At 42.6% G+C, this 25,322-nt stretch carries 42 protein-coding genes; 41 read left to right on the top strand and 1 reads right to left on the bottom strand.

The window, feature by feature from the left end; all coding sequences use genetic code 11:
- Positions 1 to 43: 43 nt before the first annotated feature.
- From tuf to N5C46_RS13785, 41 genes are all read left to right on the top strand, one after another.
- The gene (gene tuf, locus N5C46_RS13985) at positions 44 to 1,234 is read left to right on the top strand and encodes an elongation factor Tu (RefSeq protein WP_034765989.1); all 1,191 of its coding nucleotides are present in this window, start codon (positions 44 to 46) and stop codon (positions 1,232 to 1,234) included.
- Between the two features lie 915 nt (positions 1,235 to 2,149).
- Positions 2,150 to 2,458 carry a 30S ribosomal protein S10 gene (gene rpsJ / locus N5C46_RS13980; RefSeq protein ID WP_007085291.1) on the top strand — a complete coding sequence of 103 codons (309 nt, stop codon included), beginning with the start codon at positions 2,150 to 2,152 and terminating at the stop codon, positions 2,456 to 2,458.
- Between the two features lie 35 nt (positions 2,459 to 2,493).
- Positions 2,494 to 3,123, top strand: coding sequence for a 50S ribosomal protein L3 (rplC, locus tag N5C46_RS13975; protein ID WP_060674124.1), 630 nt, complete (start codon positions 2,494 to 2,496; stop codon positions 3,121 to 3,123).
- Positions 3,124 to 3,153: 30 nt separating this feature from the next.
- Positions 3,154 to 3,777 (top strand): 50S ribosomal protein L4, encoded by a 624-nt coding sequence (rplD, locus tag N5C46_RS13970; protein ID WP_034765984.1) that lies wholly within the window; start codon positions 3,154 to 3,156, stop codon positions 3,775 to 3,777.
- On the top strand, positions 3,777 to 4,061 hold the full coding sequence (gene rplW, locus N5C46_RS13965; protein WP_034765982.1) for a 50S ribosomal protein L23: 285 nt from the start codon (positions 3,777 to 3,779) through the stop codon (positions 4,059 to 4,061). The genes rplD and rplW overlap by 1 nt, the downstream gene beginning before the upstream one ends.
- Positions 4,062 to 4,092: 31 nt before the next feature.
- The gene (gene rplB / locus N5C46_RS13960) at positions 4,093 to 4,923 is read left to right on the top strand and encodes a 50S ribosomal protein L2 (protein ID WP_173104358.1); all 831 of its coding nucleotides are present in this window, start codon (positions 4,093 to 4,095) and stop codon (positions 4,921 to 4,923) included.
- Positions 4,924 to 4,983: 60 nt separating this feature from the next.
- Complete coding sequence (gene rpsS / locus N5C46_RS13955; protein ID WP_034765978.1) at positions 4,984 to 5,262, top strand: 30S ribosomal protein S19; 279 nt, start codon at positions 4,984 to 4,986, stop codon at positions 5,260 to 5,262.
- 19 nt (positions 5,263 to 5,281) lie between these two features.
- The gene (rplV, locus tag N5C46_RS13950; protein WP_034765976.1) at positions 5,282 to 5,623 is read left to right on the top strand and encodes a 50S ribosomal protein L22; all 342 of its coding nucleotides are present in this window, start codon (positions 5,282 to 5,284) and stop codon (positions 5,621 to 5,623) included.
- Positions 5,624 to 5,626: 3 nt separating this feature from the next.
- On the top strand, positions 5,627 to 6,283 hold the full coding sequence (gene rpsC, locus N5C46_RS13945) for a 30S ribosomal protein S3 (RefSeq protein ID WP_034765973.1): 657 nt from the start codon (positions 5,627 to 5,629) through the stop codon (positions 6,281 to 6,283).
- Between the two features lie 2 nt (positions 6,284 to 6,285).
- A complete protein-coding gene (gene rplP, locus N5C46_RS13940) occupies positions 6,286 to 6,720 on the top strand; it encodes a 50S ribosomal protein L16 (protein ID WP_034765971.1) in 435 nt (144 codons plus the stop codon).
- The gene (rpmC, locus tag N5C46_RS13935) at positions 6,710 to 6,913 is read left to right on the top strand and encodes a 50S ribosomal protein L29 (protein ID WP_032085278.1); all 204 of its coding nucleotides are present in this window, start codon (positions 6,710 to 6,712) and stop codon (positions 6,911 to 6,913) included. Before rplP ends, rpmC begins: the two co-directional genes overlap by 11 nt.
- 20 nt (positions 6,914 to 6,933) lie before the next feature.
- A complete protein-coding gene (gene rpsQ / locus N5C46_RS13930; protein ID WP_032085279.1) occupies positions 6,934 to 7,197 on the top strand; it encodes a 30S ribosomal protein S17 in 264 nt (87 codons plus the stop codon).
- A 44-nt stretch (positions 7,198 to 7,241) separates the two neighbouring features.
- Complete coding sequence (gene rplN, locus N5C46_RS13925; protein WP_032085280.1) at positions 7,242 to 7,610, top strand: 50S ribosomal protein L14; 369 nt, start codon at positions 7,242 to 7,244, stop codon at positions 7,608 to 7,610.
- Between the two features lie 39 nt (positions 7,611 to 7,649).
- Entirely contained in the window at positions 7,650 to 7,961 is a 312-nt protein-coding gene (gene rplX, locus N5C46_RS13920) for a 50S ribosomal protein L24 (RefSeq protein WP_034765969.1), read from the top strand.
- Positions 7,962 to 7,987: 26 nt separating this feature from the next.
- Positions 7,988 to 8,527 (top strand): 50S ribosomal protein L5, encoded by a 540-nt coding sequence (gene rplE, locus N5C46_RS13915; RefSeq protein WP_034765967.1) that lies wholly within the window; start codon positions 7,988 to 7,990, stop codon positions 8,525 to 8,527.
- Positions 8,528 to 8,551: 24 nt separating this feature from the next.
- A complete protein-coding gene (locus N5C46_RS13910) occupies positions 8,552 to 8,737 on the top strand; it encodes a type Z 30S ribosomal protein S14 (RefSeq protein WP_010191505.1) in 186 nt (61 codons plus the stop codon).
- A gap of 30 nt (positions 8,738 to 8,767) precedes the next feature.
- A complete protein-coding gene (gene rpsH / locus N5C46_RS13905; RefSeq protein ID WP_034765964.1) occupies positions 8,768 to 9,166 on the top strand; it encodes a 30S ribosomal protein S8 in 399 nt (132 codons plus the stop codon).
- Between the two features lie 30 nt (positions 9,167 to 9,196).
- Positions 9,197 to 9,736 (top strand): 50S ribosomal protein L6, encoded by a 540-nt coding sequence (gene rplF, locus N5C46_RS13900; protein WP_034765962.1) that lies wholly within the window; start codon positions 9,197 to 9,199, stop codon positions 9,734 to 9,736.
- A gap of 33 nt (positions 9,737 to 9,769) precedes the next feature.
- Entirely contained in the window at positions 9,770 to 10,132 is a 363-nt protein-coding gene (gene rplR / locus N5C46_RS13895; protein ID WP_034765960.1) for a 50S ribosomal protein L18, read from the top strand.
- Positions 10,133 to 10,155: 23 nt separating this feature from the next.
- Positions 10,156 to 10,656 (top strand): 30S ribosomal protein S5, encoded by a 501-nt coding sequence (rpsE, locus tag N5C46_RS13890; RefSeq protein WP_034765958.1) that lies wholly within the window; start codon positions 10,156 to 10,158, stop codon positions 10,654 to 10,656.
- A 13-nt stretch (positions 10,657 to 10,669) separates the two neighbouring features.
- Positions 10,670 to 10,852, top strand: coding sequence for a 50S ribosomal protein L30 (gene rpmD / locus N5C46_RS13885; RefSeq protein WP_034765956.1), 183 nt, complete (start codon positions 10,670 to 10,672; stop codon positions 10,850 to 10,852).
- A gap of 32 nt (positions 10,853 to 10,884) precedes the next feature.
- Complete coding sequence (gene rplO / locus N5C46_RS13880) at positions 10,885 to 11,325, top strand: 50S ribosomal protein L15 (RefSeq protein ID WP_034765954.1); 441 nt, start codon at positions 10,885 to 10,887, stop codon at positions 11,323 to 11,325.
- On the top strand, positions 11,325 to 12,617 hold the full coding sequence (gene secY, locus N5C46_RS13875; RefSeq protein WP_261749107.1) for a preprotein translocase subunit SecY: 1,293 nt from the start codon (positions 11,325 to 11,327) through the stop codon (positions 12,615 to 12,617). The genes rplO and secY overlap by 1 nt, the downstream gene beginning before the upstream one ends.
- Positions 12,618 to 12,678: 61 nt before the next feature.
- Complete coding sequence (locus N5C46_RS13870; protein ID WP_229597121.1) at positions 12,679 to 13,329, top strand: adenylate kinase; 651 nt, start codon at positions 12,679 to 12,681, stop codon at positions 13,327 to 13,329.
- The gene (map, locus tag N5C46_RS13865) at positions 13,329 to 14,075 is read left to right on the top strand and encodes a type I methionyl aminopeptidase (RefSeq protein ID WP_034765949.1); all 747 of its coding nucleotides are present in this window, start codon (positions 13,329 to 13,331) and stop codon (positions 14,073 to 14,075) included. Before N5C46_RS13870 ends, map begins: the two co-directional genes overlap by 1 nt.
- A 15-nt stretch (positions 14,076 to 14,090) precedes the next feature.
- A complete protein-coding gene (locus N5C46_RS13860; RefSeq protein ID WP_034765947.1) occupies positions 14,091 to 14,414 on the top strand; it encodes a KOW domain-containing RNA-binding protein in 324 nt (107 codons plus the stop codon).
- Positions 14,407 to 14,625 carry a translation initiation factor IF-1 gene (gene infA, locus N5C46_RS13855; RefSeq protein ID WP_034765945.1) on the top strand — a complete coding sequence of 73 codons (219 nt, stop codon included), beginning with the start codon at positions 14,407 to 14,409 and terminating at the stop codon, positions 14,623 to 14,625. Before N5C46_RS13860 ends, infA begins: the two co-directional genes overlap by 8 nt.
- A 38-nt stretch (positions 14,626 to 14,663) precedes the next feature.
- Positions 14,664 to 14,777 carry a 50S ribosomal protein L36 gene (gene rpmJ, locus N5C46_RS13850; protein ID WP_003156543.1) on the top strand — a complete coding sequence of 38 codons (114 nt, stop codon included), beginning with the start codon at positions 14,664 to 14,666 and terminating at the stop codon, positions 14,775 to 14,777.
- Positions 14,778 to 14,801: 24 nt separating this feature from the next.
- Positions 14,802 to 15,167 carry a 30S ribosomal protein S13 gene (gene rpsM / locus N5C46_RS13845; RefSeq protein WP_034765943.1) on the top strand — a complete coding sequence of 122 codons (366 nt, stop codon included), beginning with the start codon at positions 14,802 to 14,804 and terminating at the stop codon, positions 15,165 to 15,167.
- 25 nt (positions 15,168 to 15,192) lie between these two features.
- Positions 15,193 to 15,582 carry a 30S ribosomal protein S11 gene (gene rpsK / locus N5C46_RS13840; RefSeq protein WP_032085294.1) on the top strand — a complete coding sequence of 130 codons (390 nt, stop codon included), beginning with the start codon at positions 15,193 to 15,195 and terminating at the stop codon, positions 15,580 to 15,582.
- A 170-nt stretch (positions 15,583 to 15,752) separates the two neighbouring features.
- Positions 15,753 to 16,697 (top strand): DNA-directed RNA polymerase subunit alpha, encoded by a 945-nt coding sequence (locus N5C46_RS13835; protein ID WP_034765941.1) that lies wholly within the window; start codon positions 15,753 to 15,755, stop codon positions 16,695 to 16,697.
- A gap of 46 nt (positions 16,698 to 16,743) precedes the next feature.
- Positions 16,744 to 17,106: a 50S ribosomal protein L17 gene (rplQ, locus tag N5C46_RS13830; RefSeq protein WP_034765940.1), complete on the top strand. Its 363-nt coding sequence runs from the start codon at positions 16,744 to 16,746 to the stop codon at positions 17,104 to 17,106.
- A 280-nt stretch (positions 17,107 to 17,386) separates the two neighbouring features.
- On the top strand, positions 17,387 to 18,223 hold the full coding sequence (locus tag N5C46_RS13825) for an energy-coupling factor ABC transporter ATP-binding protein (protein WP_336275498.1): 837 nt from the start codon (positions 17,387 to 17,389) through the stop codon (positions 18,221 to 18,223).
- Positions 18,199 to 19,068: an energy-coupling factor ABC transporter ATP-binding protein gene (locus tag N5C46_RS13820; protein ID WP_261749106.1), complete on the top strand. Its 870-nt coding sequence runs from the start codon at positions 18,199 to 18,201 to the stop codon at positions 19,066 to 19,068. Before N5C46_RS13825 ends, N5C46_RS13820 begins: the two co-directional genes overlap by 25 nt.
- Positions 19,065 to 19,862, top strand: coding sequence for an energy-coupling factor transporter transmembrane component T family protein (locus tag N5C46_RS13815; RefSeq protein ID WP_261749105.1), 798 nt, complete (start codon positions 19,065 to 19,067; stop codon positions 19,860 to 19,862). The genes N5C46_RS13820 and N5C46_RS13815 overlap by 4 nt, the downstream gene beginning before the upstream one ends.
- 14 nt (positions 19,863 to 19,876) lie before the next feature.
- On the top strand, positions 19,877 to 20,629 hold the full coding sequence (gene truA, locus N5C46_RS13810; protein ID WP_261749104.1) for a tRNA pseudouridine(38-40) synthase TruA: 753 nt from the start codon (positions 19,877 to 19,879) through the stop codon (positions 20,627 to 20,629).
- A 411-nt stretch (positions 20,630 to 21,040) separates the two neighbouring features.
- On the top strand, positions 21,041 to 21,478 hold the full coding sequence (gene rplM / locus N5C46_RS13805; RefSeq protein WP_034765935.1) for a 50S ribosomal protein L13: 438 nt from the start codon (positions 21,041 to 21,043) through the stop codon (positions 21,476 to 21,478).
- A 22-nt stretch (positions 21,479 to 21,500) separates the two neighbouring features.
- Positions 21,501 to 21,893 (top strand): 30S ribosomal protein S9, encoded by a 393-nt coding sequence (rpsI, locus tag N5C46_RS13800; RefSeq protein WP_034765933.1) that lies wholly within the window; start codon positions 21,501 to 21,503, stop codon positions 21,891 to 21,893.
- Positions 21,894 to 22,130: 237 nt separating this feature from the next.
- Positions 22,131 to 22,577 (top strand): YbaK family protein, encoded by a 447-nt coding sequence (locus N5C46_RS13795; RefSeq protein ID WP_261749103.1) that lies wholly within the window; start codon positions 22,131 to 22,133, stop codon positions 22,575 to 22,577.
- Positions 22,578 to 22,668: 91 nt separating this feature from the next.
- Entirely contained in the window at positions 22,669 to 23,397 is a 729-nt protein-coding gene (cwlD, locus tag N5C46_RS13790; protein ID WP_261749102.1) for an N-acetylmuramoyl-L-alanine amidase CwlD, read from the top strand.
- 124 nt (positions 23,398 to 23,521) lie between these two features.
- Entirely contained in the window at positions 23,522 to 24,571 is a 1,050-nt protein-coding gene (locus tag N5C46_RS13785; RefSeq protein WP_261749101.1) for an Mrp/NBP35 family ATP-binding protein, read from the top strand.
- Positions 24,572 to 24,649: 78 nt separating this feature from the next.
- Here N5C46_RS13785 and gerD read toward each other — a convergent pair whose 3' ends face one another.
- Positions 24,650 to 25,288, bottom strand: a complete 639-nt coding sequence (gene gerD, locus N5C46_RS13780) for a spore germination lipoprotein GerD (protein WP_261749100.1) — start codon at positions 25,286 to 25,288, stop codon at positions 24,650 to 24,652.
- Positions 25,289 to 25,322: the final 34 nt, after the last annotated feature.

Genomic DNA, 25,322 nt, shown 5'->3' with positions numbered 1-25,322 from the left:
CAAAATATACTTATTTTCTTTAAAATCAAAGGAGGATTTTCAAATGGGTAAGGAAAAATTTGATCGTTCCAAGCAACATGCGAATATCGGTACAATCGGTCACGTTGACCATGGTAAAACAACTCTAACAGCTGCAATCACAACTACACTTCACAAGAAGTATGGTCGTGGAACTGCAATGGCATATGACCAAATCGACGGTGCTCCAGAAGAAAGAGAACGTGGAATCACAATCTCTACTGCGCACGTTGAGTACGAAACTGATACTCGTCACTATGCACACGTTGACTGCCCAGGACATGCTGACTATGTTAAGAACATGATCACTGGTGCTGCACAAATGGATGGTGGGATCCTAGTAGTATCTGCTGCTGACGGCCCAATGCCACAAACTCGTGAGCACATCCTTCTTTCTCGTCAAGTAGGTGTTCCATACCTAGTTGTATTCATGAACAAATGTGACATGGTAGACGACGAAGAACTACTTGAATTAGTAGAAATGGAAGTTCGTGACCTTCTTTCTGAGTACGATTTCCCTGGCGATGACGTACCAGTAATCAAAGGTTCTGCTCTTAAAGCTCTTGAAGGAGATGCTGAGTGGGAAGCGAAAATCTTCGAACTTATGGAAGCTGTAGATAGCTACATCCCAACTCCAGAGCGTGACACTGACAAGCCATTCATGATGCCTGTTGAGGACGTATTCTCAATCACAGGTCGTGGAACAGTTGCTACTGGTCGTGTTGAGCGTGGACAAGTTAAAGTTGGAGACACTATCGACATCATCGGTCTTTCTGAAGAGCCTAAATCTACAACTGTAACAGGTGTAGAAATGTTCCGTAAGCTTCTTGACTATGCTGAAGCTGGAGACAACATCGGTGCACTACTTCGTGGTGTAGCTCGTGAAGATATCCAACGTGGACAAGTACTTGCTAAGCCAGGTACAATCACTCCACACACAAAGTTCAAAGCAGAAGTTTATGTTCTTTCTAAAGAAGAAGGTGGACGTCACACTCCATTCTTCACTAACTACCGCCCACAGTTCTACTTCCGTACAACTGACGTAACTGGTATCTGTAACCTTCCTGAAGGTGTAGAAATGGTTATGCCTGGCGATAACATCGAAATGACTGTTGAGCTTATCGCTCCAATCGCTATCGAAGAAGGTACTAAGTTCTCTATCCGTGAGGGTGGACGTACTGTAGGTGCTGGAGTAGTAGCTACAATCACTGAGTAATCATTGATATCAAAAACAGATGGACCTTGTGTCCATCTGTTTTTTTATGTTCATTTTTTGAGTAGGAAGATAATTGCCTTTACCGAACGAACTGAACCTAATCTTAAGATCAATATGGATTCAGTTTGTAACACCGCTGTTGATTTCCGGGCAAGACTTCGCTTTCCTCGGGCGGAAGGCGAGCCTCCTCGTCGCTGGCGCTCCTGCGGGGTCTCACCTATTCCGCTTTTCCCGTAGGAGTCTCCGTCTTGCCCTCCAATCAACAGCTAGCGACTGCAAAATATACATTATATGCTTTTCAAAAAGCACAATAATTCCGAACGAGTTCGATGAGAAGCTCGTTCCATCAAGATGAATGATTATTTTTGCGACTTTCTTCTATATATAATGTGATAACTCCATTGTCATATATGCTCTTAGGAACTGTTATCTCTAAAACGATAACTCATAAAACCCATTGTTGATTGCAACGGAAGGCAGCTCGACTCCTGCGGGAAACGTGGGACAGGTGAGACCCCGCAGGCGAAGCCGAGGAGGCTCACCGCCCACCCCGCGGAAAGCGAGCTGCCTGCAGTGGAAATCAACATGCAGTCGCTCAAATAAATTAAATTATTCATCTTCACGAAACGGATATTCTTTTAAACAGGCAACGTTATATTAAATATTGTGAAAATACCTCATAACCTTGAAAATATCACTGTTCGTTTGTATAATAGAGAAAGTGTGCAAAACATAAAGAAATTGCAAGAAACCCTTGCTTCTTCTGGGTGTTTTAGTTATAATAGACAATGTTGGTCTTTGACTGCGATGAAACAGAAGGTTGCTGACACACACGGCCGCTTTGCCATGGCGAGTGTGTGGGAAATTTCTGTGGAGAATGTCTATTCAAAAATAGGCGATAAAGGAGGGAAAATAATGGCAAAACAAAAGATTCGTATCCGTTTAAAGGCTTATGATCACAGAATCCTTGATCAATCAGCTGAGAAAATTGTTGAAACAGCAAAACGTTCTGGTGCGGCGGTTTCTGGACCGATCCCACTACCGACTGAAAAGTCTGTTTACACAATCCTACGTGCTGTGCACAAATACAAAGATTCTCGTGAGCAATTCGAAATGCGTACTCATAAACGCTTAATCGACATTGTAAATCCGACACCACAAACAGTTGATGCGCTTATGCGTTTAGACTTACCATCAGGTGTAGATATCGAAATCAAACTTTAATTCATAAAAACCATAATAATCAGGAGGTGTGACTAATGACCAAAGGAATCTTAGGAAGAAAGATTGGTATGACTCAAGTTTTCGCTGAAAACGGTGATCTTATCCCTGTAACTGTTATCGAGGCTGCTCAAAACGTGGTACTTCAAAAGAAATCTACAGACGTTGATGGCTACGAAGCTATCCAAGTAGGTTTTGAAGACAAACGTGAAAAGCTTTCTAACAAACCAGAGAGAGGCCACGTTGCTAAAGCTGAAACTGCTCCTAAGCGCTTCATCCGTGAAATCCGCGGTGTAAACGTAGAAGAGTACGAAGTTGGTCAAGAAGTCAAAGTTGATATTTTCGCTGCAGGCGAAATCGTAGATGTAACAGGAGTTTCAAAAGGTAAAGGTTTCCAAGGTGCTATCAAGCGTCACAACCAATCACGCGGACCTATGTCCCATGGTTCTCGTTACCACCGTCGTCCCGGTTCAATGGGTCCTGTTGATCCAAACCGTGTATTCAAAGGTAAATTACTACCTGGACGTATGGGCGGAGAGCAAATTACAATTCAAAACCTTGAAATTGTAAAAGTTGATGCTGAACGTAACCTTATCTTAGTTAAAGGTAATGTACCTGGACCTAAGAAACAACTGATCAAAGTAAAGTCAGCTATTAAAGCAAACTAATAGAACTTTTCAAGAAAGGAGGAAACAAGAATGCCGAAAGTAGCATTATTTAACCAAAGCGGTTCTAAAGTTGGTGATATCGAACTTAATGACACTGTTTTTGGTATTGAACCAAACACACACGTGATGACTGAAGCAGTATTGATGCAAAGAGCGTCTTTACGCCAAGGTAATCATAAAGTAAAAAATCGTTCTGAAGTACGTGGCGGTGGGCGTAAGCCTTGGCGTCAAAAAGGAACAGGTCGTGCTCGTCAAGGGTCAATCCGTTCTCCACAATGGCGCGGTGGTGGTACTGTATTTGGACCAGTTCCACGCAGCTACAGCTACAAACTTCCTAAGAAAGTTCGTCGCTTAGCGATTAAATCTGCACTTTCTTCTAAAGTTGTAGAAGAAAACATCTTAGTATTAGAAGCATTATCATTCGATGCTCCTAAAACAAAAGAATTTGCTAGCGTTCTAAAAGGTCTTTCTGTTGATTCTAAAACATTAGTAATCACTGACGGTCTTGACGAAAACGTAGCACTTTCAGCTCGTAACATCCCTGGTGTAACTGTTGTTACTGCAGAAGGAATTAGCGTTCTGGATGTATTAGGACATGACAAACTAGTGATGACTAAATCAGCTGTTGAAAAAGTAGAGGAGGTGCTCGCATAATGGATGTACGTGAAATCATTAAGCGCCCCGTAATTACAGAGGCTTCAACTGATCTTATGTCTGAGAAAAAGTATACTTTCGAAGTTGATACTAGAGCTAACAAGACTCAAGTAAAAGACGCCGTTCAAGCAATCTTTGACGTGAAAGTAGATAAAGTAAACATCATGAACTACAAAGGTAAGTTCAAGCGCATGGGTAAACACGCTGGTTACACTAACAAGCGTCGTAAAGCTATCGTTAAGCTTACTGCTGACAGTAAAGAAATCGAATTCTTTGAAGTATAAAATTCTTTAATTAAGAAGAGGAGGGAAAAACATGGCGATTAAAAAGTATAAACCTACCTCTAATGGTCGTCGCGGCATGACTAGTTCTGATTTCGCTGAAATCACAACTGATTCTCCGGAAAAGTCACTTTTAGCACCCCTACACAAAAAGGGTGGCCGTAACAACCAAGGTAAGTTAACAGTTCGTCATCAAGGTGGCGGCCATAAGCGCCAATACCGTATCATCGATTTCAAACGTGAAAAAGATGGTATACCTGGACGCGTTGCTACGATCGAATATGATCCAAACCGCTCAGCAAATATTGCACTAATCAACTACGTTGATGGGGAAAAACGTTACATCCTTGCACCTAAAACACTTGTTGTGGGTATGGAAGTAATGTCTGGACCAGAAGCAGATATCAAAGTAGGTAATGCATTACCACTTATCAACATCCCAGTTGGTACAATCGTACACAATATTGAACTTAAACCTGGTAAAGGTGGTCAGCTAGTTCGTTCTGCTGGTACATCTGCTCAAGTACTTGGTAAAGAAGGTAAATATGTACTTGTACGTTTGAACTCTGGTGAAACTCGTATGATCCTTTCTGCTTGTCGTGCTACTGTAGGGCAAGTTGGAAATGAACAACACGAACTTATCAACATCGGTAAAGCCGGACGTTCTCGTTGGTTAGGTAAACGCCCAACAGTTCGTGGTTCTGTCATGAACCCTAACGATCACCCACACGGTGGTGGTGAAGGACGTGCTCCAATCGGACGTAAATCACCAATGTCTCCATGGGGTAAACCTACTCTTGGATACAAGACACGTAAGAAAAACAACAAATCTGATAAATTTATTGTGCGTCGTCGCAAAAAATAACGGGATTGTGCTACGGTTCCTTAAAAGAGCCGTAGGTCAATCACGAAGGGAGGTTCAAACATGGGTCGTAGCTTAAAAAAAGGACCTTTTGTTGATGATCATTTAATGACTAAGATCGAAAAATTGAACGAAACTGAAGGCAAACAAGTTGTGAAAACTTGGTCTCGTCGCTCAACGATCTTCCCAGCATTCATCGGTCACACGATCGCAGTTTACGATGGTCGTAAACATGTACCTGTATACGTCACTGAAGACATGGTAGGACACAAGCTTGGTGAATTTGCACCATCTCGTACTTACAAAGGTCACGCAAGTGATGATAAGAAAACAAGACGCTAATTGAGAGGAGGGTATCCTAATGCAAGCAAAAGCTGTTGCAAGAACAGTACGTATTGCTCCTCGTAAAGTACGTTTAGTCGTTGATCTAATCCGAGGTAAGCAAGTTGGAGAAGCGGTTGCTATCTTAAAGCACACACCTAAAGCTGCTTCACCAGTAATCGAAAAAGTACTTAAGTCTGCTATTGCGAACGCAGAGCACAACTTTGACATGGATATTAATAGCCTAGTGGTAACTGAGGCTTATGTAAATGAAGGACCAACACTTAAACGTTTCCGTCCTCGTGCGATGGGACGTGCAAGTCAAATCAACAAACGTACAAGTCACATTACACTTGTCGTATCAGAAAAGAAGGAGGGATAAGCTGTGGGTCAAAAAGTACATCCGGTCGGACTTCGTGTCGGTATAATCCGTGATTGGGAATCTAAATGGTACGCAGATAAAGATTACGCTAATCTATTACACGAAGACATTAAAGTACGTGAATATATTGCAAAACGTTTAGTTGACGCATCTGTTTCTAAAGTAGAAATCGAACGCGCAGCAAACCGTATTAACATTACCGTTCATACAGCTAAGCCTGGTATGGTTATCGGTAAAGGTGGTACAGAAGTTGAAGCACTTCGTAAAGCATTGAACGAACTTACTTCAAAACGTGTACACATCAACATCGTTGAAATCAAAAGAGCTGACGTTGATGCGAAATTAGTAGCAGAAAACATCGCTCGTCAATTAGAAAACCGTGTTTCTTTCCGTCGTGCTCAGAAGCAATCAATCCAACGTGCGATGCGTGCTGGTGCAAAAGGAATCAAAACACAAGTATCTGGTCGTTTAGGCGGAGCAGATATCGCTCGTGCAGAACATTACAGTGAAGGTACTGTTCCACTTCATACTCTACGCGCTGACATTGACTATGCTCATGCAGAAGCTGACACAACTTATGGTAAGCTTGGCGTTAAAGTATGGATCTATCGTGGAGAAGTTCTTCCTACAAGAAAGAAATCTGAGGAAGGAGGCAAATAATTATGTTATTACCTAAACGCGTTAAACATCGTCGCGAACACCGCGGAAAAATGCGTGGACGTGCTAAAGGCGGTCAAGAAGTAGCGTTCGGTGAATACGGTTTACAAGCAGTTGAGGCTTCTTGGATCACAAACCGTCAAATCGAATCAGCTCGTATCGCTATGACTCGTTACATGAAACGTGGCGGTAAAGTATGGATTAAAATCTTCCCTCATAAACCTTACACTGCAAAACCTTTAGAAGTACGTATGGGTTCAGGTAAAGGTGCTCCAGAAGGTTGGGTAGCAGTAGTTAAGCCTGGAAAAATCATGTTTGAAATCGCTGGTGTTTCTGAAGAGGTTGCTCGTGAAGCGCTTCGTCTGGCATCACATAAACTTCCAATCAAAACGAAGTTTGTAAAACGTGAGGAAATTGGTGGTGAATCAAATGAAAACTAATGAAATTCGTGACCTAACCACTGCTGAAATAGAACAAAAAGTAAAGACTCTGAAAGAAGAGTTATTTAACCTTCGCTTCCAACTTGCGACTGGACAATTAGAAAACACAGCTCGCATCCGTGAAGTCCGCAAAGGGATCGCTCGTATGAAAACTGTAATCCGTGAAAGAGAGATCGGGGTTAACAATCGATAAATGAGAGGAGGTTTGCTTAAATGAGTGACCGCAACCAACGTAAGGTATACACTGGCCGTGTTGTTTCCGACAAAATGGATAAAACAGTAACGGTTATGGTAGAAACTTATAAAAAGCATTCTCTATACGGCAAGCGCGTTAAGTACTCTAAGAAGTTTAAAACTCATGATGAGAACAACGAAGCAAAAGTAGGCGATATCGTACGTATCATGGAGACTCGTCCACTATCTGCTACAAAACGTTTCCGTTTAGTAGAAGTTGTTGAAAAAGCAGTTATTATCTAATATATTTGTTCGGATATTTTATATTCCGAAGGGAGGTTACCTACATGATTCAACAAGAATCACGTTTAAAAGTTGCTGACAACTCTGGTGCTCGTGAAGTATTAACTATCAAAGTACTTGGTGGTTCTGGACGCAAGACGGCTAACATCGGTGATGTTATCGTGTGTACAGTAAAACAAGCAACACCAGGTGGCGTTGTTAAAAAAGGTGACGTAGTGAAAGCAGTTGTTGTACGTACTAAGTCTGGTGTACGTCGTCAAGACGGTACTTACATCAAGTTCGACGAGAATGCTTGTGTCATTATCCGTGACGATAAGGGACCACGTGGAACTCGTATCTTCGGACCTGTTGCCCGTGAACTACGTGACAGCAACTTTATGAAAATTGTATCTTTAGCTCCAGAAGTTCTTTAATAGATATTAGCATTGGGCCATTCAAGGAGGTGCGATGAAATGCATGTAAAAAAAGGCGATAAAGTAATGGTCATTACTGGGAAAGACAAAGGCAAAACAGGTGTTGTTCTTGCTTCATTCCCTAAAAAAGACCGAGTGCTAGTTGAAGGTATCAACGTTGTGAAAAAACACGCTAAGCCTTCACAGATGAACCCGCAAGGTGGAATCATCAGCCAGGAAGCATCTATCCATGTATCAAATGTTATGCTTCTAGATCCGAAATCTAACGAGCCAACTCGTGTAGGTTATAAGACAGAAGACGGCAAAAAAGTACGTGTAGCAAAAAAATCAGGTGAAGTTCTAGATAAATAGTACGATTAAGAAGGGAGGTATTCTGAATGAACCGCCTAAAAGAAAAATTCCAACAAGAAATCAGTCCAGCTCTAGTTAGCAAATTCAATTACAAATCAGTAATGGAAGTACCTAAAGTTGAAAAGATCGTTGTCAACATGGGTATCGGTGATGCTGTTCAAAACTCAAAAGCTCTTGATGTAGCTGTTGATGAATTAACTCAAATCACTGGTCAAAAGCCAGTTGTAACAAAAGCTAAGAAATCAATCGCAGGCTTCCGTCTTCGTGAAGGTATGCCAATCGGTGCAAAAGTTACTCTACGCGGAGAGCGTATGTACCAATTCTTAGATAAATTAATTTCTGTTTCACTTCCACGTGTACGTGACTTCCGTGGTGTTTCTAAAAAAGCATTCGACGGTCGCGGTAACTACACATTAGGAGTTAAAGAGCAATTGATTTTCCCTGAGATTGACTATGATAAAGTGTCTAAAGTACGTGGTATGGATATCGTAATCGTAACAACTGCGAACACAGACGAAGAAGCTCGTGAATTGTTGACACAAATCGGAATGCCATTCCAAAAGTAATCGCTATATAAGGGAGGCGAAAATGTGGCTAAAAAATCTATGATTGCGAAACAAAAACGCACGCCAAAGCATAATGTTCAAGCGTATACTCGTTGCGAACGTTGCGGACGTCCTCATTCAGTTATCCGTAAATTCAAGCTTTGCCGTATTTGTTTCCGTGAACTTGCATACAAGGGTCAGATTCCTGGCGTTAAGAAAGCTAGTTGGTAATACCCTATATTGGGAAGGAGGTAAATTATTATGACAATGACAGATCCAATTGCAGATTTGCTAACTCGCATCCGTAATGCGAACATGGTTCGTCACGAAAGATTAGAAGTTCCTGCTTCTAACATCAAGAAAGAAATTGCAGAAATCCTTAAACGTGAAGGTTTCGTACGTGACGTAGAATATGTAGAAGATAACAAGCAAGGTGTTATCCGCATTTTCTTGAAATATGGAGCAAACAACGAACGAGTAATTACTGGATTAAAGCGTATCTCTAAACCTGGTTTACGTGTATATGCAAAATCAACAGAGGTACCTAAAGTACTAAACGGTTTAGGTATCGCACTTGTTTCTACTTCTACAGGTGTTTTAACTGATAAAGAAGCTCGTGCTCAACAAGTAGGCGGAGAAGTTCTAGCTTACGTTTGGTAATATTTTTTATATGAATGGAGGTGCAACAGGATGTCACGTGTAGGAAAACTACCAGTAGAAATTCCATCTGACGTTACTCTAACAGTAGGTGAAGATAACACTGTAACTGTAAAAGGACCTAAAGGGGAACTTTCTCGTACATTCAATTCTGATATTAAAGTTGAATTAGAAGGAAACGTAGCGACAGTTACTCGTCCTTCTGATGCAAAAGAACACCGCGCGTTACACGGTACAACTCGTGCCCTAATCGCGAACATGGTTGAAGGTGTATCTAAAGGATTCCAAAGAAATCTTGAGCTAGTCGGTGTAGGTTACCGTGCTCAAAAGCAAGGTACTAAGCTTGTGCTTAACGTTGGTTACTCTCACCCAGTTGAGATCGAACCAGAACAAGGTATCGAGATCGAAGTACCGGCTAATACAAAGATATCTATCAAAGGTATCGACAAAGAACGTGTTGGAGCATTAGCTGCTAACATTCGTGCTGTACGCTCTCCTGAGCCTTACAAAGGAAAAGGTATTCGCTACGAAGGTGAATATGTTCGTCGTAAAGAAGGTAAAACAGGTAAATAATGCCGCGTAGGCAAAAGAAAGGAGTGACCGTAGGTGATTACTAAGCCAGATAAGAACAAAACACGTAAGAAGAGACATGCTCGTGTCCGTTCAAAAATTACTGGAACTGAAACTCGTCCTCGTTTGAACGTTTTCCGTTCTAACAAAAATATCTACGCTCAACTTATCGATGATATGAATGGTGTTACTCTAGTTAGTGCATCTTCTCAAGATAAAGATTTCAACCTAGATTCTTCTGCTACAACTGATGCAGCAGCAAAAGTTGGAGAACTAGTTGCGAAACGTGCAGTAGAAAAAGGATTAAAATCTGTAGTATTTGACCGTGGTGGATATTTATATCATGGCCGTATCAAAGCTTTGGCTGAAGCAGCTCGTGAAAACGGCTTAGAATTTTAATAAAAAAAGGAGGGACATTCCAGATGCGTCGTATTGACTCAAGCAAACTAGAATTTGAAGAACGCGTAGTTACAATCAATCGTGTTGCGAAAGTAGTTAAAGGTGGACGTCGTTTCCGTTTCGCTGCTCTTGTAGTAGTGGGCGATAAAAACGGTCACGTTGGTTTCGGAACTGGGAAAGCTCAGGAAGTACCTGATGCGATCCGTAAAGCGATTGAAGATGCGAAAAAGAATCTAATTGAAGTTCCTATGGTTGAAGGTACTACACCTCACCTAGTAACTGGACGATTTGGTGCTGGTCAGATCCTGATCAAACCTGCTTCTGCGGGTACAGGAATCATCGCCGGTGGACCTGTTCGTGCCGTACTTGAATTAGCTGGTGTTCAAGATATCCTATCTAAATCATTAGGATCTAACACTCCAATCAACATGGTTCGCGCTACAATCGAAGGTTTAAAACAATTAAAGCGTGCTGAAGACGTAGCTAAACTACGTGGTAAATCAGTAGAAGAGATCTTAGGTTAAGGGAGGGATAACGATGGCTAACAAACTAGAAATTACCCTCACTCGCAGCATCATTGGCCGTCCTCAAGATCAACGCAAAACGGTTGAAGCTTTAGGACTTCGCAAAATGCACCAAACGGTTGAGCAACAAGATAATGCTGCTATCCGCGGTATGATCAACAAAGTCGCTCACCTTGTAACAGTAACTGAAAAATAATTCTTAACGCTTAAAAAGAAGGAGGTGCCGACATGAAATTACATGAGTTAAAGCCTACAGAAGGTTCACGTAAAGTCCGCAATCGTGTAGGACGTGGTATTGGTTCAGGTAATGGAAAGACTGCTGGTAAAGGTCATAAAGGACAAAACGCCCGTTCAGGTGGCGGAACTCGTCCTGGCTTCGAGGGTGGTCAAACACCATTGTTCCAACGTCTACCTAAACGTGGATTCACGAACATCAATCGTAAAGAATATGCAATCGTCAACCTTGACGCATTGAATCGCTTCGAAGATGGTACAGAAGTTACTCCAGCTCTACTTGTAGAATCTGGTGTAGTGAGTAACGAAAAAGCAGGAATTAAGATTCTTGGTAAAGGTAAAATCGAGAAAAAGCTTACAGTAAAAGCACAAAAATTCTCAACCACTGCTAAAGAAGCTATCGAAGCTGCTGGCGGTACATCCGAGGTGATCTAATGTTTCAAACTGTCTCCAATTTTATGCGCGTGGGTGATATAAGAAACAAAATTATCTTCACCCTTCTAATGTTAATAGTCTTTCGTCTTGGTACCTTCATTCCGGTACCAAACGTAGACGCTAATGTATTGAAAATGCAAGACCAGGCAGGGATCCTTGGATTCCTGAATACATTTGGTGGCGGTGCGTTAAAGAACTTCTCCATTTTCGCGATGGGAATCATGCCTTATATCACAGCTTCGATCATCGTGCAGCTCCTGCAAATGGATGTTGTACCGAAGTTTACTGAGTGGTCTAAGCAGGGTGAAGTCGGGCGCCGTAAATTAGCTCAGTTCACACGTTATTTCACTATCATTCTTGGATTCATCCAGGCTTTAGGAATGTCCTACGGCTTCAATAGAATTTACGGTGGAATGCTTATCCAAAGCCCCGGAGTCAGTACGTACCTACTAATAGCTTTAGTTCTAACAGCTGGTACGGCTTTTCTTATGTGGCTGGGTGAACAAATCACGGCTAAAGGCGTTGGGAATGGTATTTCGATCCTGATCTTTGCAGGTATCGTTGCTGCAATCCCCAACACTGTAAACCAAATCTATGCTCAACAAATCGAGGGAGCAGGCGAACAGCTCTTCCTTCGTATTGTGGTTCTTGCACTTCTTGTTTTAGCAGTTATTGCAATCGTGGTTGGTGTCGTGTTTATCCAACAAGCACTTCGTAAGATTCCGATTCAATATGCAAAACGTTTAGTGGGGCGTAGTCCGGTTGGTGGACAATCAACACATCTACCACTAAAGGTGAATGCTGCGGGTGTTATTCCAGTTATCTTTGCGATTTCTTTCATTATCACGCCACAGACCATTTCATCCTTTTTTGGAGACAATGATGTGACCAGTACTATCCAGTACATCTTTGATTACACCAAACCAGTTGGTATGATCATCTATGTAGCTCTGATCGTTGCCTTTACGTATTTCTATGCTTTCATTCAAGTGAATCCTGAACAAATGGCTGAAAACTTGAAGAAGCAAGGTGGATATATCCCTGGTATTCGTCCAGGTAAAACCACACAAGAGTATCTCACTCGCGTTCTGTATCGTCTAACATTTGTTGGGGCCATTTTCTTAGCTGTTATCGCAGTCCTTCCAGTTTTCTTCATTAACTTTGCAGGATTACCTCCTGCAGCTCAAATCGGTGGAACAAGCTTACTGATCGTAGTAGGGGTTGCACTTGAGACAATGAAGCAACTAGAGGCACAGTTAGTGAAACGTCACTACAAAGGATTTATTAAATAAGAGGGTTTTCGGGAACATCTTGTTCCTGAAACCATTTTATAGACAATTAGGGGGAGTACGAGTGAATATAGTTCTTATGGGCTTACCAGGCGCAGGAAAAGGCACTCAAGCTGAAAAAATCGTAGATAAGTATGGTATCCCCCATATCTCTACAGGTGATATGTTCCGTGCTGCTATCAAAGAAGGTACTGAACTAGGCTTGAAGGCTAAATCATTCATGGATAATGGCGATCTTGTTCCTGATGAAGTGACAATCGGTATCGTCGGTGAACGATTAAGCAAAGAGGACTGTGAAAAAGGCTTCTTACTGGATGGGTTTCCAAGAACGGTTGCTCAGGCAGAAGCACTTGAAAACATCCTAGCTGATCTTGGTAAAAAAATGAATTATGTCATTAATATAAATGTAGATAAGGACATCCTGATGGAGCGCTTGACAGGTCGCAGGATCTGTAAAGAGTGCGGCGCTACTTATCATCTTGTCTTTAATCCGCCAACAGAAGAGGGCGTTTGTGATCGCTGCGGCGGCGAGTTATATCAACGCGCAGATGATAACGAAGAAACGGTTCAAAACCGTTTGGACGTAAACATCAAACAAACCCAACCACTATTGGCTTACTACGAAGATAAAGGCTATCTGAAAAACATTGACGGTCAACAAGACATCCATAGAGTGTTTGATGACATTGATGAACTACTTGGAGGCCTTTCATAATGATCATTTCTAAAACTCCGAGAGAGATTGAGATTATGCGGCATGCTGGTAAGATTGTTGCATTGACTCATGCGGAATTGCAAAAGTATATTTCTCCGGGAATATCGACGAAGGAATTGGATGCAATTGCTGAAAAATTCATTCGTAAACATGATGCAATTCCATCTTTTAAAGGGTATAATGGGTTTCGTGGCAGCATCTGTGCTTCAGTCAACAATGAGTTGGTACATGGAATTCCAGGCGATCGGGTATTGAAAGATGGCGATATAATCAGCATCGATATCGGTGCTAAATATAATGGTTATCACGGTGACTCAGCTTGGACATATCCAGTTGGAACAATAGATGATGAAACCCGGAAGCTTCTTGATGTAACGGAAGAATCATTATTTCTGGGCCTCAAAGAAGCGAAACCAGGCGAGCGTCTGTCGAATATCTCTCATAGTATACAAACTTTTGTTGAAGCTAATGGCTTTTCAATCGTTCGGGAGTATGTGGGACACGGAGTTGGTCAAGACTTACATGAGGACCCGCAAATCCCTCATTATGGACCACCCAACAAAGGTCCGCGTTTAAAGCCTGGCATGGTACTGGCTATTGAACCAATGGTTAATGCAGGAAGTCGATATGTTAGAACGTTATCAGATAACTGGACAGTCGTCACAGTAGATGATAAAATGTGTGCGCACTTTGAACACACCATAGCAATTACTGAAGACGGCTATGAGATATTGACGAAAGCCTAAGTGAAGGTGATTGGATTGATCGAGTCAGAATCAACGGTTCCGAGGATAGGCCAGATTGTTCAAACCCTCAAAGGGCGAGAGACTGGAAGCTACTCGGTCGTTATTCAGCAGTTGGATGAACGTTTTGTACTGATAGCAGATGGGGATAGACGAAAGTTCGATCGCGCCAAGCGAAAGAACATCGCTCATCTTCACTTGTGTGACTATGTTTCTCCAGAAGTTCAAAACAGTATTATAGAATCAGGCAGAGTAACGAACGGTAAACTGCGTTATGCTGTTTCAAAGTTTGTTAACGAAGTATTAAATGATGAGAAGAAGGGAGACATGTTCGATGGCTAAGGATGATGTAATTGAAGTTGAAGGTAAGGTCGCCGAGACTTTGCCCAATGCGATGTTTAAGGTAGAATTAGAAAATGGTCATACAGTACTGGCACATGTTTCAGGAAAGATCCGTATGCATTTCATTCGTATCCTACCTGGTGACAAGGTAACAGTGGAATTATCACCGTATGACTTAACTCGTGGTAGAATCACTTATCGTTATAAATAATCTATTGCACTCCGTACTATTAAGGAGGTTAGAATAAGATGAAAGTTAGACCATCTGTTAAACCAATCTGCGAAAAATGTAAAGTTATTCGTAGAAAAGGTAAAGTCATGGTTATCTGTGAAAACCCTAAACACAAACAAAAACAAGGCTAATCTTAAAGGAGGTGCGCTATCACTATGGCACGTATTGCTGGTGTAGACATTCCACGTGACAAACGTGTTGTCATTTCATTAACATACATCTACGGTATTGGTAAAAATACTGCAGCGAAAATCTTATCTGAAGCTGGTGTATCCGAGGATACTCGCGTTCGCGATCTTACTGATGACGAACTAGGAAAGATTCGTGATATCGTTGATAAATTAAAAGTAGAAGGTGATCTTCGTCGTGAAGTATCACTAAACATCAAACGTCTTATGGAAATCGGTTCATACCGCGGTCTTCGTCACCGTCGTGGACTACCTGTTCGTGGACAACATACGAAGAACAATGCTCGTACACGTAAAGGTCCTCGTAAGACTGTAGCTAACAAGAAAAAATAATAGGTAAAGGAGGTTACTTCTTAGTATGGCACGTAAAACTAATACTCGTAAACGTCGTGTGAAAAAGAATATCGAAGCTGGTATTGCACACATTCGTTCTACATTCAATAACACAATCGTAACTATTACTGATGTTCACGGAAATGCTGTTGCATGGTCAAGTGCAGGTTCACTAGGATTCAGAGGTTCTCGTAAATCCACTCCATTCGCAGCACAAATGGCAGCTGAAACAGCAGCTAAAGCTTCTCAGGAACACGGTCTAAAAACTCTTGAAGTAACAGTTAAAGGTCCTGGTGCTGGTCGTGAAGCAGCTATCCGTGCTCTTCAAGCAGCAGGTCTAGAAGTTACTGCAATCAGAGACGTTACTCCAGTTCCTCATAATGGATGCCGTCCGCCAAAACGTCGCCGCGTTTAATTTTCTGTATAAATTTTGTATCGTTGTCTATAATGGGATATGATACAAGATACGTTCATTCAGAAAAGTAACCAGTTGTTGGTGCACAATAGGGAACGTAAACATGGGGAATTTCGGACTTTATCTTATTTAGCCCGGAGTTTCGACGTTTTGAAGGAGGGTAAATATTAATGATCGAAATTGAAAAGCCAAAAATTGAAACGGTTGAGATCAGCGATGATGCCACATATGGAAAGTTCGTCGTAGAACCACTTGAGCGTGGATATGGTACAACTTTGGGTAACTCCTTACGTCGTATCCTATTATCGTCACTCCCAGGTGCTGCTGTCACATCTATTCAAATAGATGGAGTACTGCATGAGTTTTCAACAATTGAAGGCGTCGTAGAGGATGTCACATCCATCATTTTGAATATCAAGAAGCTGGCGTTGAAGATCTACTCTGATGAAGAAAAAACGCTGGAGATTGATGTACAGGGCGAAGGAGTCGTAACGGCTGCTGATATTACTCATGATAGTGATGTTGAAGTGTTAAATCCTGATTTACACATCGCAACATTATCTAAGAGTGGTCACTTCCGAGTACGTTTAAGTGCATCCCGTGGTCGTGGGTACAGACCAGCAGACCAAAACAAACGTGAGGATCTTCCTATTGGCGTGATCCCAATCGATTCTATTTACACTCCAGTTTCACGCGTTAACTATCAAATAGAAAATACTCGTGTTGGTCAAATGACGAACTACGATAAACTTTCTCTTGATGTATGGACTGATGGAAGTATTGGACCAAAAGAAGCGATTTCTTTAGGTGCTAAGATTCTAACAGAACACTTAAATATTTTCGTTGGCCTTACAGATGAAGCGCAGAATGCTGAAATCATGGTAGAAAAAGAAGAAGACCAAAAAGAAAAAGTTCTTGAGATGACGATCGAAGAATTGGATCTTTCTGTTCGTTCTTATAACTGCCTGAAGCGTGCTGGAATCAATACTGTTCAAGAGCTTGCTAACAAGACTGAAGAAGATATGATGAAAGTGCGTAACCTAGGACGTAAATCCCTTGAAGAGGTTAAAGTTAAACTTGAAGACCTTGGACTTGGATTACGTAAAGACGACTGATAACATCTTCTTTCATATATAGACTCAACAAAGGAGGGAACCCTTAATGGCTTACAGAAAGTTAGGACGTACCAGTGCTCAACGTAAAGCAATGCTACGTGATTTAGCTACAGACCTAATCATTAACGAGCGCATCGAAACAACTGAAACTCGTGCGAAAGAGCTTCGTTCAGTTGTGGAAAAAATGATCACACTCGGTAAACGTGGTGACATTCACGCGCGTCGTCAAGCTGGTGCATTCATTCGTAAAGAAGTTGCAAACGCTGAAAACAACCAAGATGCTTTACAAAAGTTATTCTCTGACATCGCTCCACGTTACACAGAGCGTCAAGGCGGATATACTCGCATTATGAAGGTTGGTCCTCGCCGTGGTGACGGTGCTCCAATGGCAATCATCGAATTAGTTTAATAATTCGTGACTTCTAACATTAAGGGCGGGACAGTTAATCCTTAACTGCTTCTTTGCCCTTTTTGTATAAGTGCATGTGATGAAAAGCAGAGCGTTACGATGAGCAGCGCTGTCTGACTCGTCTAGCTCGTGCACCCCTTCCAACTTCTATATTCATAGAAGCTGTTCAATGGATGAACAAGAAAAGATGTTCTTTTCTTTGGTCGGGGTGCAGGCTTTTTTTTATATGCAAAGGTTTTTAGCAGAGCTGAGTAAGGATAGCGTAGAGGAGGTTACACAATTGAAGGAAATCATTAAAGTGGACGATGTGCACTTCAGATACCCTGATCAGAGTACGTATGCCCTAAAAGGCATCAGCCTGACGGTCAATCAAGGTGAGTGGCTCGCAATCGTCGGACATAACGGATCCGGTAAATCCACCCTTGCCAAGATGCTGAATGGGCTTCATTTCCCCGAGAAGGGACTAGTGACGGTTGACGGGATCACTCTTGAGGAAAGTTCTATCTGGGACATCCGTTCAAAGCTGGGTATGGTTTTTCAGAATCCCGATAATCAATTTGTTGGTGCTACAGTAGAGGATGATGTGGCTTTTGGGTTAGAAAACCATGGAGTACCTTATGAATCGATGGTACAGAGAGTCAATGATGCTTTAAAAAGTGTCCATATGGAAGATTTTCTTGATCAAGAGCCGCACCATTTATCAGGGGGCCAGAAGCAGCGTGTGGCGATTGCAGGAGTAGTAGCACTGCAGCCATCCATCATCATATTGGATGAAGCCACATCGATGCTTGACCCTAAGGGAAGACAGGAAGTTCTTGAAACAGTCAGGAAGTTGAAAGAAGAAGAGAACCTGACGGTGATCTCCATCACCCATGACCTGGAGGAAGCAACGAAGGCAGATCGTATGATTGTCTTGAATCAAGGCAGTGTCTTTAAGGAAGGGATACCGGAAGAAATATTCCTATTAGAGGATGAGCTCATAAAGCTTGGATTGGATTCTCCTTTCACCATCAAGCTTGCCGGTGCACTGAAGGAAGCAGGGATTCCCCTGTCTAAAACATACTTTACAGAAGAAGAGTTGGTGGATGAATTATGCAGATCACATTTCAACAGGTAGAATACCGATATTCATTCAACACTCCATTCGAGAAACTTGCCCTTCAAGATATCAACCTTTCAATTCCAACCGGTCAGTTTCTCGCTGTGATCGGTCACACAGGTTCAGGCAAGTCTACACTGTTGCAGCATCTCAATGGATTATTAAAGCCTACAGAAGGGCTTGTGCAAGTAGGCGAGCACGAAATCAAGGCAAAGGAAAAGGCAAAGAATTTAAAGCCTGTCAGACAGAAGGTAGGGATCGTCTTTCAATTTCCTGAGCATCAGCTTTTTGAAGAAACCGTCCTTAAGGATATTTGCTACGGCCCCATGAATTTCGGGGTGCCGGAGGATGAAGCCATCCAAAGAGCCAAAGAGCTGATTGTTAAAGTAGGACTGTCAGAGGATGTATTACAGAAATCCCCGTTTGATTTATCTGGTGGACAAATGAGACGTGTTGCCATTGCAGGTGTACTGGCTATGAATCCCGAGATCATTGTCCTGGACGAGCCGACGGCAGGACTCGACCCAAGAGGACAGAGGGAGATCATGGACATGTTCTATGCCCTTCATAAGGAAAAAGGGCTGACCACCATTCTCGTCACTCATAGCATGGAAGACGCCGCTCACTATGCAGAAGAGATCGTCATCATGCAAAAGGGGCGTTTAAAACGAAAAGGAACCCCTGAAGAAATCTTCTCCCAGACGGACGAACTGTTTGAGATGGGACTGGACGTACCGGATGTGGTTCGTTTTCAATACCGGTTTGAAAAAGAGACCGGTAAGAAACTTCCGAAGACGTGTCTGACAATAGACGAATTAGCTTCAGCCATCCGTGCAATCCAGGTCGGAGGTGAAGGACTATGATGGAAAAAATGATCTTCGGCCGTTATGTACCGGCCAAATCCATTCTTCACCAAATGGACCCCAGGGCAAAGCTTTTATTTATTTTCGGATTTATATGTGTCGTCTTTCTGGCCAATAATGCTGTAACATACGCACTGCTCGGTCTTTTTACGTTTAGCGCACTCATACTATCCAACCTATCCATCCGTTTTATCATCGGAGGATTGAAGCCTATTCTATGGTTGATTTTATTTACGTTTTTCTTACATGTGTTTTTTACAAAGGAAGGTCCCGTCATTTTGGACATGGGTATCTTGTCGGTGCATGAAGAAGGGCTGAGACAGGGGATCTTTATATCATTACGATTTTTTTATCTAATCCTTGTTACTTCATTATTAACGCTCACGACCTCACCCATTACGATTACGGACGGGCTTGAAACGCTTTTGAATCCATTGAAAAAAGTAAAATTCCCTGTACATGAATTGGCACTCATGATGTCGATTTCCCTGCGGTTCATTCCAACCCTGATGGAGGAAACCGATAAAATCATGAAGGCACAGATTGCCAGGGGGGCAGAGTTTTCATCAGGTCCCATCAAAGATCGGATCAAAGCGATCATCCCTTTATTGATTCCACTCTTCGTCAGTGCATTTAAACGCGCCGAAGACCTGGCCACGGCCATGGAAGCAAGAGGGTATCAAGGCGGGGAGGGCAGGACGAAATACCGCCTCTTATCCTGGCAGAAGAAGGATACGGGAGCGTTAATCGTTCTTGCCCTCCTCACAACGGTATTAATTATTTTCAGAGGATAACGGGAGTGTCACGTATGCAGAGAGTGAAGTGTACCATCGCCTATGATGGGACATATTTTCATGGTTATCAGGTACAACCAAGAGAGCGTACCGTCCAGGGACTTATAGAAAGCATCTTGTCCACTATCCATAAAGGCGCTTCTGTCCGGATCAGCGGGTCTGGCCGGACCGACGCAGGTGTCCATGCAAACGGTCAGGTCTTTCATTTTGACACACCATTATCCATTCCAGAAGAGAAATGGCCGATCGTACTGAATACAAGGTTACCGGATGAAGTGACCGTGAAAGAAGCCGTGTTTGTTTCAACAGACTTCCACTCACGGTTTTCCGTGGAGCAGAAAGAATACCGTTACCGGGTTTATACAGGAGAGTCAAGAAGTCCGTTCAACAGGCATTTTGCCCTTCACTATCCCCATACGCTTTCCGTTCCTGATATGGAGCGCGCTGCCCGGCACCTGATCGGGGAGCACGACTTCACAAGCTTTTGTTCAGCGAAAACGGAAGTCGAAGACAAAGTACGAACCATTCATCGTATTGAAATTCAGGAACACGAAGAAGAAATCATTTTTTCTTTTGTGGGCAACGGATTCCTATATAATATGGTGAGGATCCTGGTCGGTACTTTATTGGAGATAGGTTCTGGGAATATACCAGTGGATGAGATACCAGGAATACTGGAAGCACGAGATCGCAACCGTGCAGGAAAGACCGCACCGCCACATGGATTGTATTTGTGGAAAGTGGATTATGGTTCTGATGAGTTCTAGCGTGTGTTTAGCATTTTGAAAAAGGGGTTAGAAGCACCCTTTTGTTGATTGTACCGGAAGGTGCTCGACTCCTGCGGGAAACGCTGGACAGGTGAGACCCCGCAAGGCGAAGCCTGAGGAGGCTCACCGCCAGCCCCGCGGAAAGCGAGCACCTGTAGTGGAAATCAACCACCGCTTTCCATGTTCAGAAGACCAGTTTATTAAGCGCAAACCTGGAACATGTATTATAAATGATAATCATGTTCCAAAAAAAATACTAAAACAACTAATCCTGGTGTAACATTCTCTTGACAATAGACTGGGAACAAGATAATATAGCATATGGTATGTTATTAACCCCACGATAAGCCCCGGAAACTTATTGTGATTAGAAAATAAATACTACGGATTCATTAAATAGGAGGTTAAATCATGCGTACAACGTATATGGCAAAAGCCAACCAAATCGATCGTAAATGGTTCGTTGTAGATGCTGAAGGTAAAACTCTTGGACGTCTATCCAGTGAAGTTGCTTCAATTCTACGCGGAAAACACAAACCAACATTCACACCACATGTTGACACTGGTGATCATGTAATCATTCTTAATGCTTCAAAAATTGAACTAACTGGGAAGAAGTTAACGGACAAGATCTACTACCGTCACACTAATCACCCTGGTGGTTTAAAACAACGTACAGCATTAGAAATGCGTACAAACTACTCAGAGAAAATGCTTGAGCTTACTATCAAAGGTATGCTTCCAAAAGGTTCTCTAGGTCGTCAAATGTTCAAGAAATTACATGTATATGCTGGAGCAGAGCATCCACATCAAGCACAACAACCTGAAGTTTACGAACTTCGTGGATAATTAATAAGAGGAGGTTATTATCTTGGCTCAAGTTCAATATTACGGAACTGGTCGTCGTAAGAGCTCAGTAGCTCGTGTACGTTTAGTACCAGGTAACGGAAACATTGTTATCAATGATCGTGAAGTAGAAGTTTATATCCCATTCGCAGCACTAAGAGAAGTAATTAAGCAACCATTAGTTGCAACTGAAACTCTTGGTAACTATGACGTTTTAGTAAACGTTAATGGTGGAGGCTATGCTGGTCAAGCTGGTGCGATCCGTCACGGAATCGCTCGTGCTTTACTACAAGCAGACCCTGAATACCGTGGAACTCTAAAACGCGCTGGATTATTAACTCGTGACTCTCGTATGAAAGAGCGTAAAAAATACGGTCTTAAAGGTGCACGTCGCGCGCCACAATTCTCTAAGCGTTAATTATTATTTCACACAAAAGCTCAGCCGATTCTGTCGGTTGGGCTTTTTTTTTATATGGGTTTGAGGGACGGACCTCCATTTTGCCTATCATTCAGCTTCAGAATCCATTTATATCAGGAAATGACACCTTACAGAAGCGTCGATCTGGAGGTCCGTCCCTCCGAGAAAATTGGTAACAGTTACTCGAATGAAGTGGTGGGTTAAGTAGGAAAATACGTTCAAAGGGGTGAATGATTTTTGAACGTTATTACAACTTTCAATACAAAGAGAAGAGAGAAGCAGATCAAGACGGAAAGAACGTTACTGAAAGAAATTTCAATTAAGATGCTGCAGGATAGTGTCAGGCGGCATTTTGGATATATAAAGGTTCAAGGCGGCGTATTCATGCAGCAGGGATTTGATGAGGCGTGTTTTGATGTTGCCATAGAAGCTTACCTCCTTGGAGGGAAAATCAGTAAATTCGGATACTCAGGTGAAGATACTGAATTAGTGAAAAAGCGTTGTGAGGAAGAAATGAAGCATTTCATTGATACCCTTTATAATTTCTGGCTGTACTGGTCTGAGATGGGTGTATCGAATGAAGTAGATGAGTCCTTTTATTTCTGCTGTGAGCATTTTGTGGAAACATGGTGGTCGGAAGGGTACGAAAAAGGCATCAAGCGTCACAAATTACGGTTGCATTAATTTCAGTTCTAAAACCCATTCTTGTCCCATATTTTTTAGTAAAGGCATCGGGGTTTCTTCCGTCGCCAAGACTTGAAATAGGAGGACTGGAATGGTTCAGAAACTGAAAGTTATCGGGATAATTTCTGCACTGGCTATTTTATTATTCATCATTCAATATAAAATATTAGACAAAGATACATGGGATTCGTGGAATCTCCCCCTATCAGGAAAGATCATATATATAGATCCGGGACATGGTGGACCGGACGGCGGGGCGGGAGATGAGAAGGCACTGGAGAAGGACATTGCATTGAATGTCTCACTGATGATAAGGGATTATCTTCAGGAACAAGGTGCCCTCGTGATTCTGACGCGTGAGAAGGATGAAGATCTTGCTGATGAAGGTACTAGGGGATACAGCCGAAGAAAAGTGGAAGATCTTAAGAAAAGGCTGAGTTTGATCAATGAATCCCAAGCGGATATGTTTCTCAGCATCCACTTGAATTCGATTCCATCTGCGAAATGGAGCGGGGCCCAGACTTTCTACAATCCAAAGTATGAAGAAAATAAAGTCCTCGCCAAAGCGATCCAAGCAGAGCTGATACGAAATCTGGAAAACACGACCCGGGAAGCAAAGGGTCTGCAAAATGTCTATGTCCTGAAACATGCTAAAAAGTCGGGAGCCCTCGTGGAAATCGGTTTCCTCTCCAACCCGGGAGAGCGTGCCAACCTCCTTAAAGAGGACTATCAGCAAAAGATTGCTGCCTCCGTCTACCAAGGGGTACTCAACTACCTGACCGCGGACAATGAAGACAAAGAAAAAGCTGACGAGGAATAACCTCTCAGCTTTTTTTATTATTCGGCAAAAGCATTCAAAACCTTTTGAGCATTCATTCAACGGAGAATATGTTATACTGAAAACAGGTGATTGAAAACGAATACATAGAAAAGGGTGGTTATTCATGTTATCGGAACAACAAACACGCGAACTTTTATTTGGATTGAAAGATCCTTTTTTAAATAAAACTTTACAAGAAACAAATGGTGTTGTAGACATCTCCGTTAAAGAAGAAAAGAACCATGTCAGTGTGAAAATTGCCATCGCCAAAACGGGTACCGGGGAGCAAATGCAATTCCAACAGCAGATTGTACAAGTATTAAAGGAGAATGGAGCGGAATCTGTGGGGATCCGTTTCACCGAGCTTCCGGAAGAGGAGCTTGAAAAGCATAGAGGAGCAGGCGGGGAAGGGACGGACCTGTTATCCCCTGCAAGTAAGACGACCTTCATTGCGATTGCCAGCGGAAAAGGCGGAGTAGGAAAATCAACGGTTTCGGTTAACCTTGCCGTATCACTTGCCCGTCAAGGCAAAAAGGTGGGTCTTGTGGATGCCGATATTTACGGATTCAGTGTTCCCGATATGATGGGGATCGTGAAGAGACCGGTCGTACGCGGGGAAAGAATTATTCCAGTAGAACGATTCGGCGTGAAGGTCATCTCCATGGGGTTCTTCGTAGAGGATAATGCCCCTGTTATTTGGAGAGGGCCGATGCTTGGTAAGATGCTGAATAACTTCTTCTCTGAAGTCGAGTGGGGCGACCTGGATTATTTACTGCTGGACCTGCCACCGGGAACAGGGGACGTTGCTCTGGATCTTCATACAATGCTTCCACACTGTAAGGAAATCATCGTGACGACACCTCATCCGACAGCGGCATTCGTTGCAGCCCGTGCAGGCGCCATGGCCCTTCAAACCGACCATGACATCCTTGGTGTGGTAGAAAACATGTCTTACTTTGAAAGCAAACTGACAGGTGAAAAAGAATTCGTCTTCGGTCAAGGCGGTGGAGAGAAGCTTACAGAAGAGCTCCGTACCGATTTACTTGGCAAGCTTCCACTCCAGCAGCCGGACTGGGATGAAGCGGATTTCGCCCCTTCCATTTATGCAGAGGATCACCGACTCGGTCAGATATATGGGGAAATCGCTCACAAAGTAATTGAAAAACTGTCCTAAAGAAGCAAAAAAGGGACCAATGCTGAGATATGCATTTGGTCCCTTTTTATATTTGTCACATTGACAGGAGGAAGGTCTCTACTGCCCTCCGCTGCCTGTACCACCGGAGTCTCCGGAACCACCCTGGTCACTGCCGGAGGATTGACTGCTGCTGCCTTCACTTTTTCCGCCATCTTTGATTTCCCCTGCAGCCTTCAATAAAACATCCTGCAGCTTCGCCTTGAATAACGGACTTTGGAAGGTTTCTGTAATCACCTTTTGCAGATGTTCTTTGTATTCCTGGCTCTTTAATACCTCGGTAAGCTCTTTCTTGAATTCCGGATCTTTTAAAAGGTCCATCATCATCCCTTGGTACTCAGGATCCTTCATGAGGTCTTTGAGCAATTTTTCATTGCCATCCTTCATGCTTTTTGCCATGGCTTCAGCAAACTTCGGATCTTCAAAGGATTTCTTCCAGAATTCTGTTCCCTTATCGGATGTGAGGGTTTTGGATATCGTATCGGTTACCACACCCTGATCCATAATAAGCTCTGACTTCATTTTTTCATCAGACATGACTTGTTGGATGGCTTTTTTACCATCATCCGTCTTTAATATATCAACAACCATCTTTTTGGTTTCTTCATAATCCATTTTGCCACTGCCCGTATCCCCACCACCGCCACAAGCGGATAGAAGAAGAAGGGGCAATAGAAAAAGAAAGGAATATCTTTTCATGGGTAGGCTCCTTCCATACAAATTCCCTTACCCT

The organism is Rossellomorea vietnamensis, from assembly GCF_025398035.1.
Taxonomy (GTDB): domain Bacteria; phylum Bacillota; class Bacilli; order Bacillales; family Bacillaceae_B; genus Rossellomorea; species Rossellomorea vietnamensis_B.
This window is presented reverse-complemented; position numbering and strand designations above follow the sequence as displayed.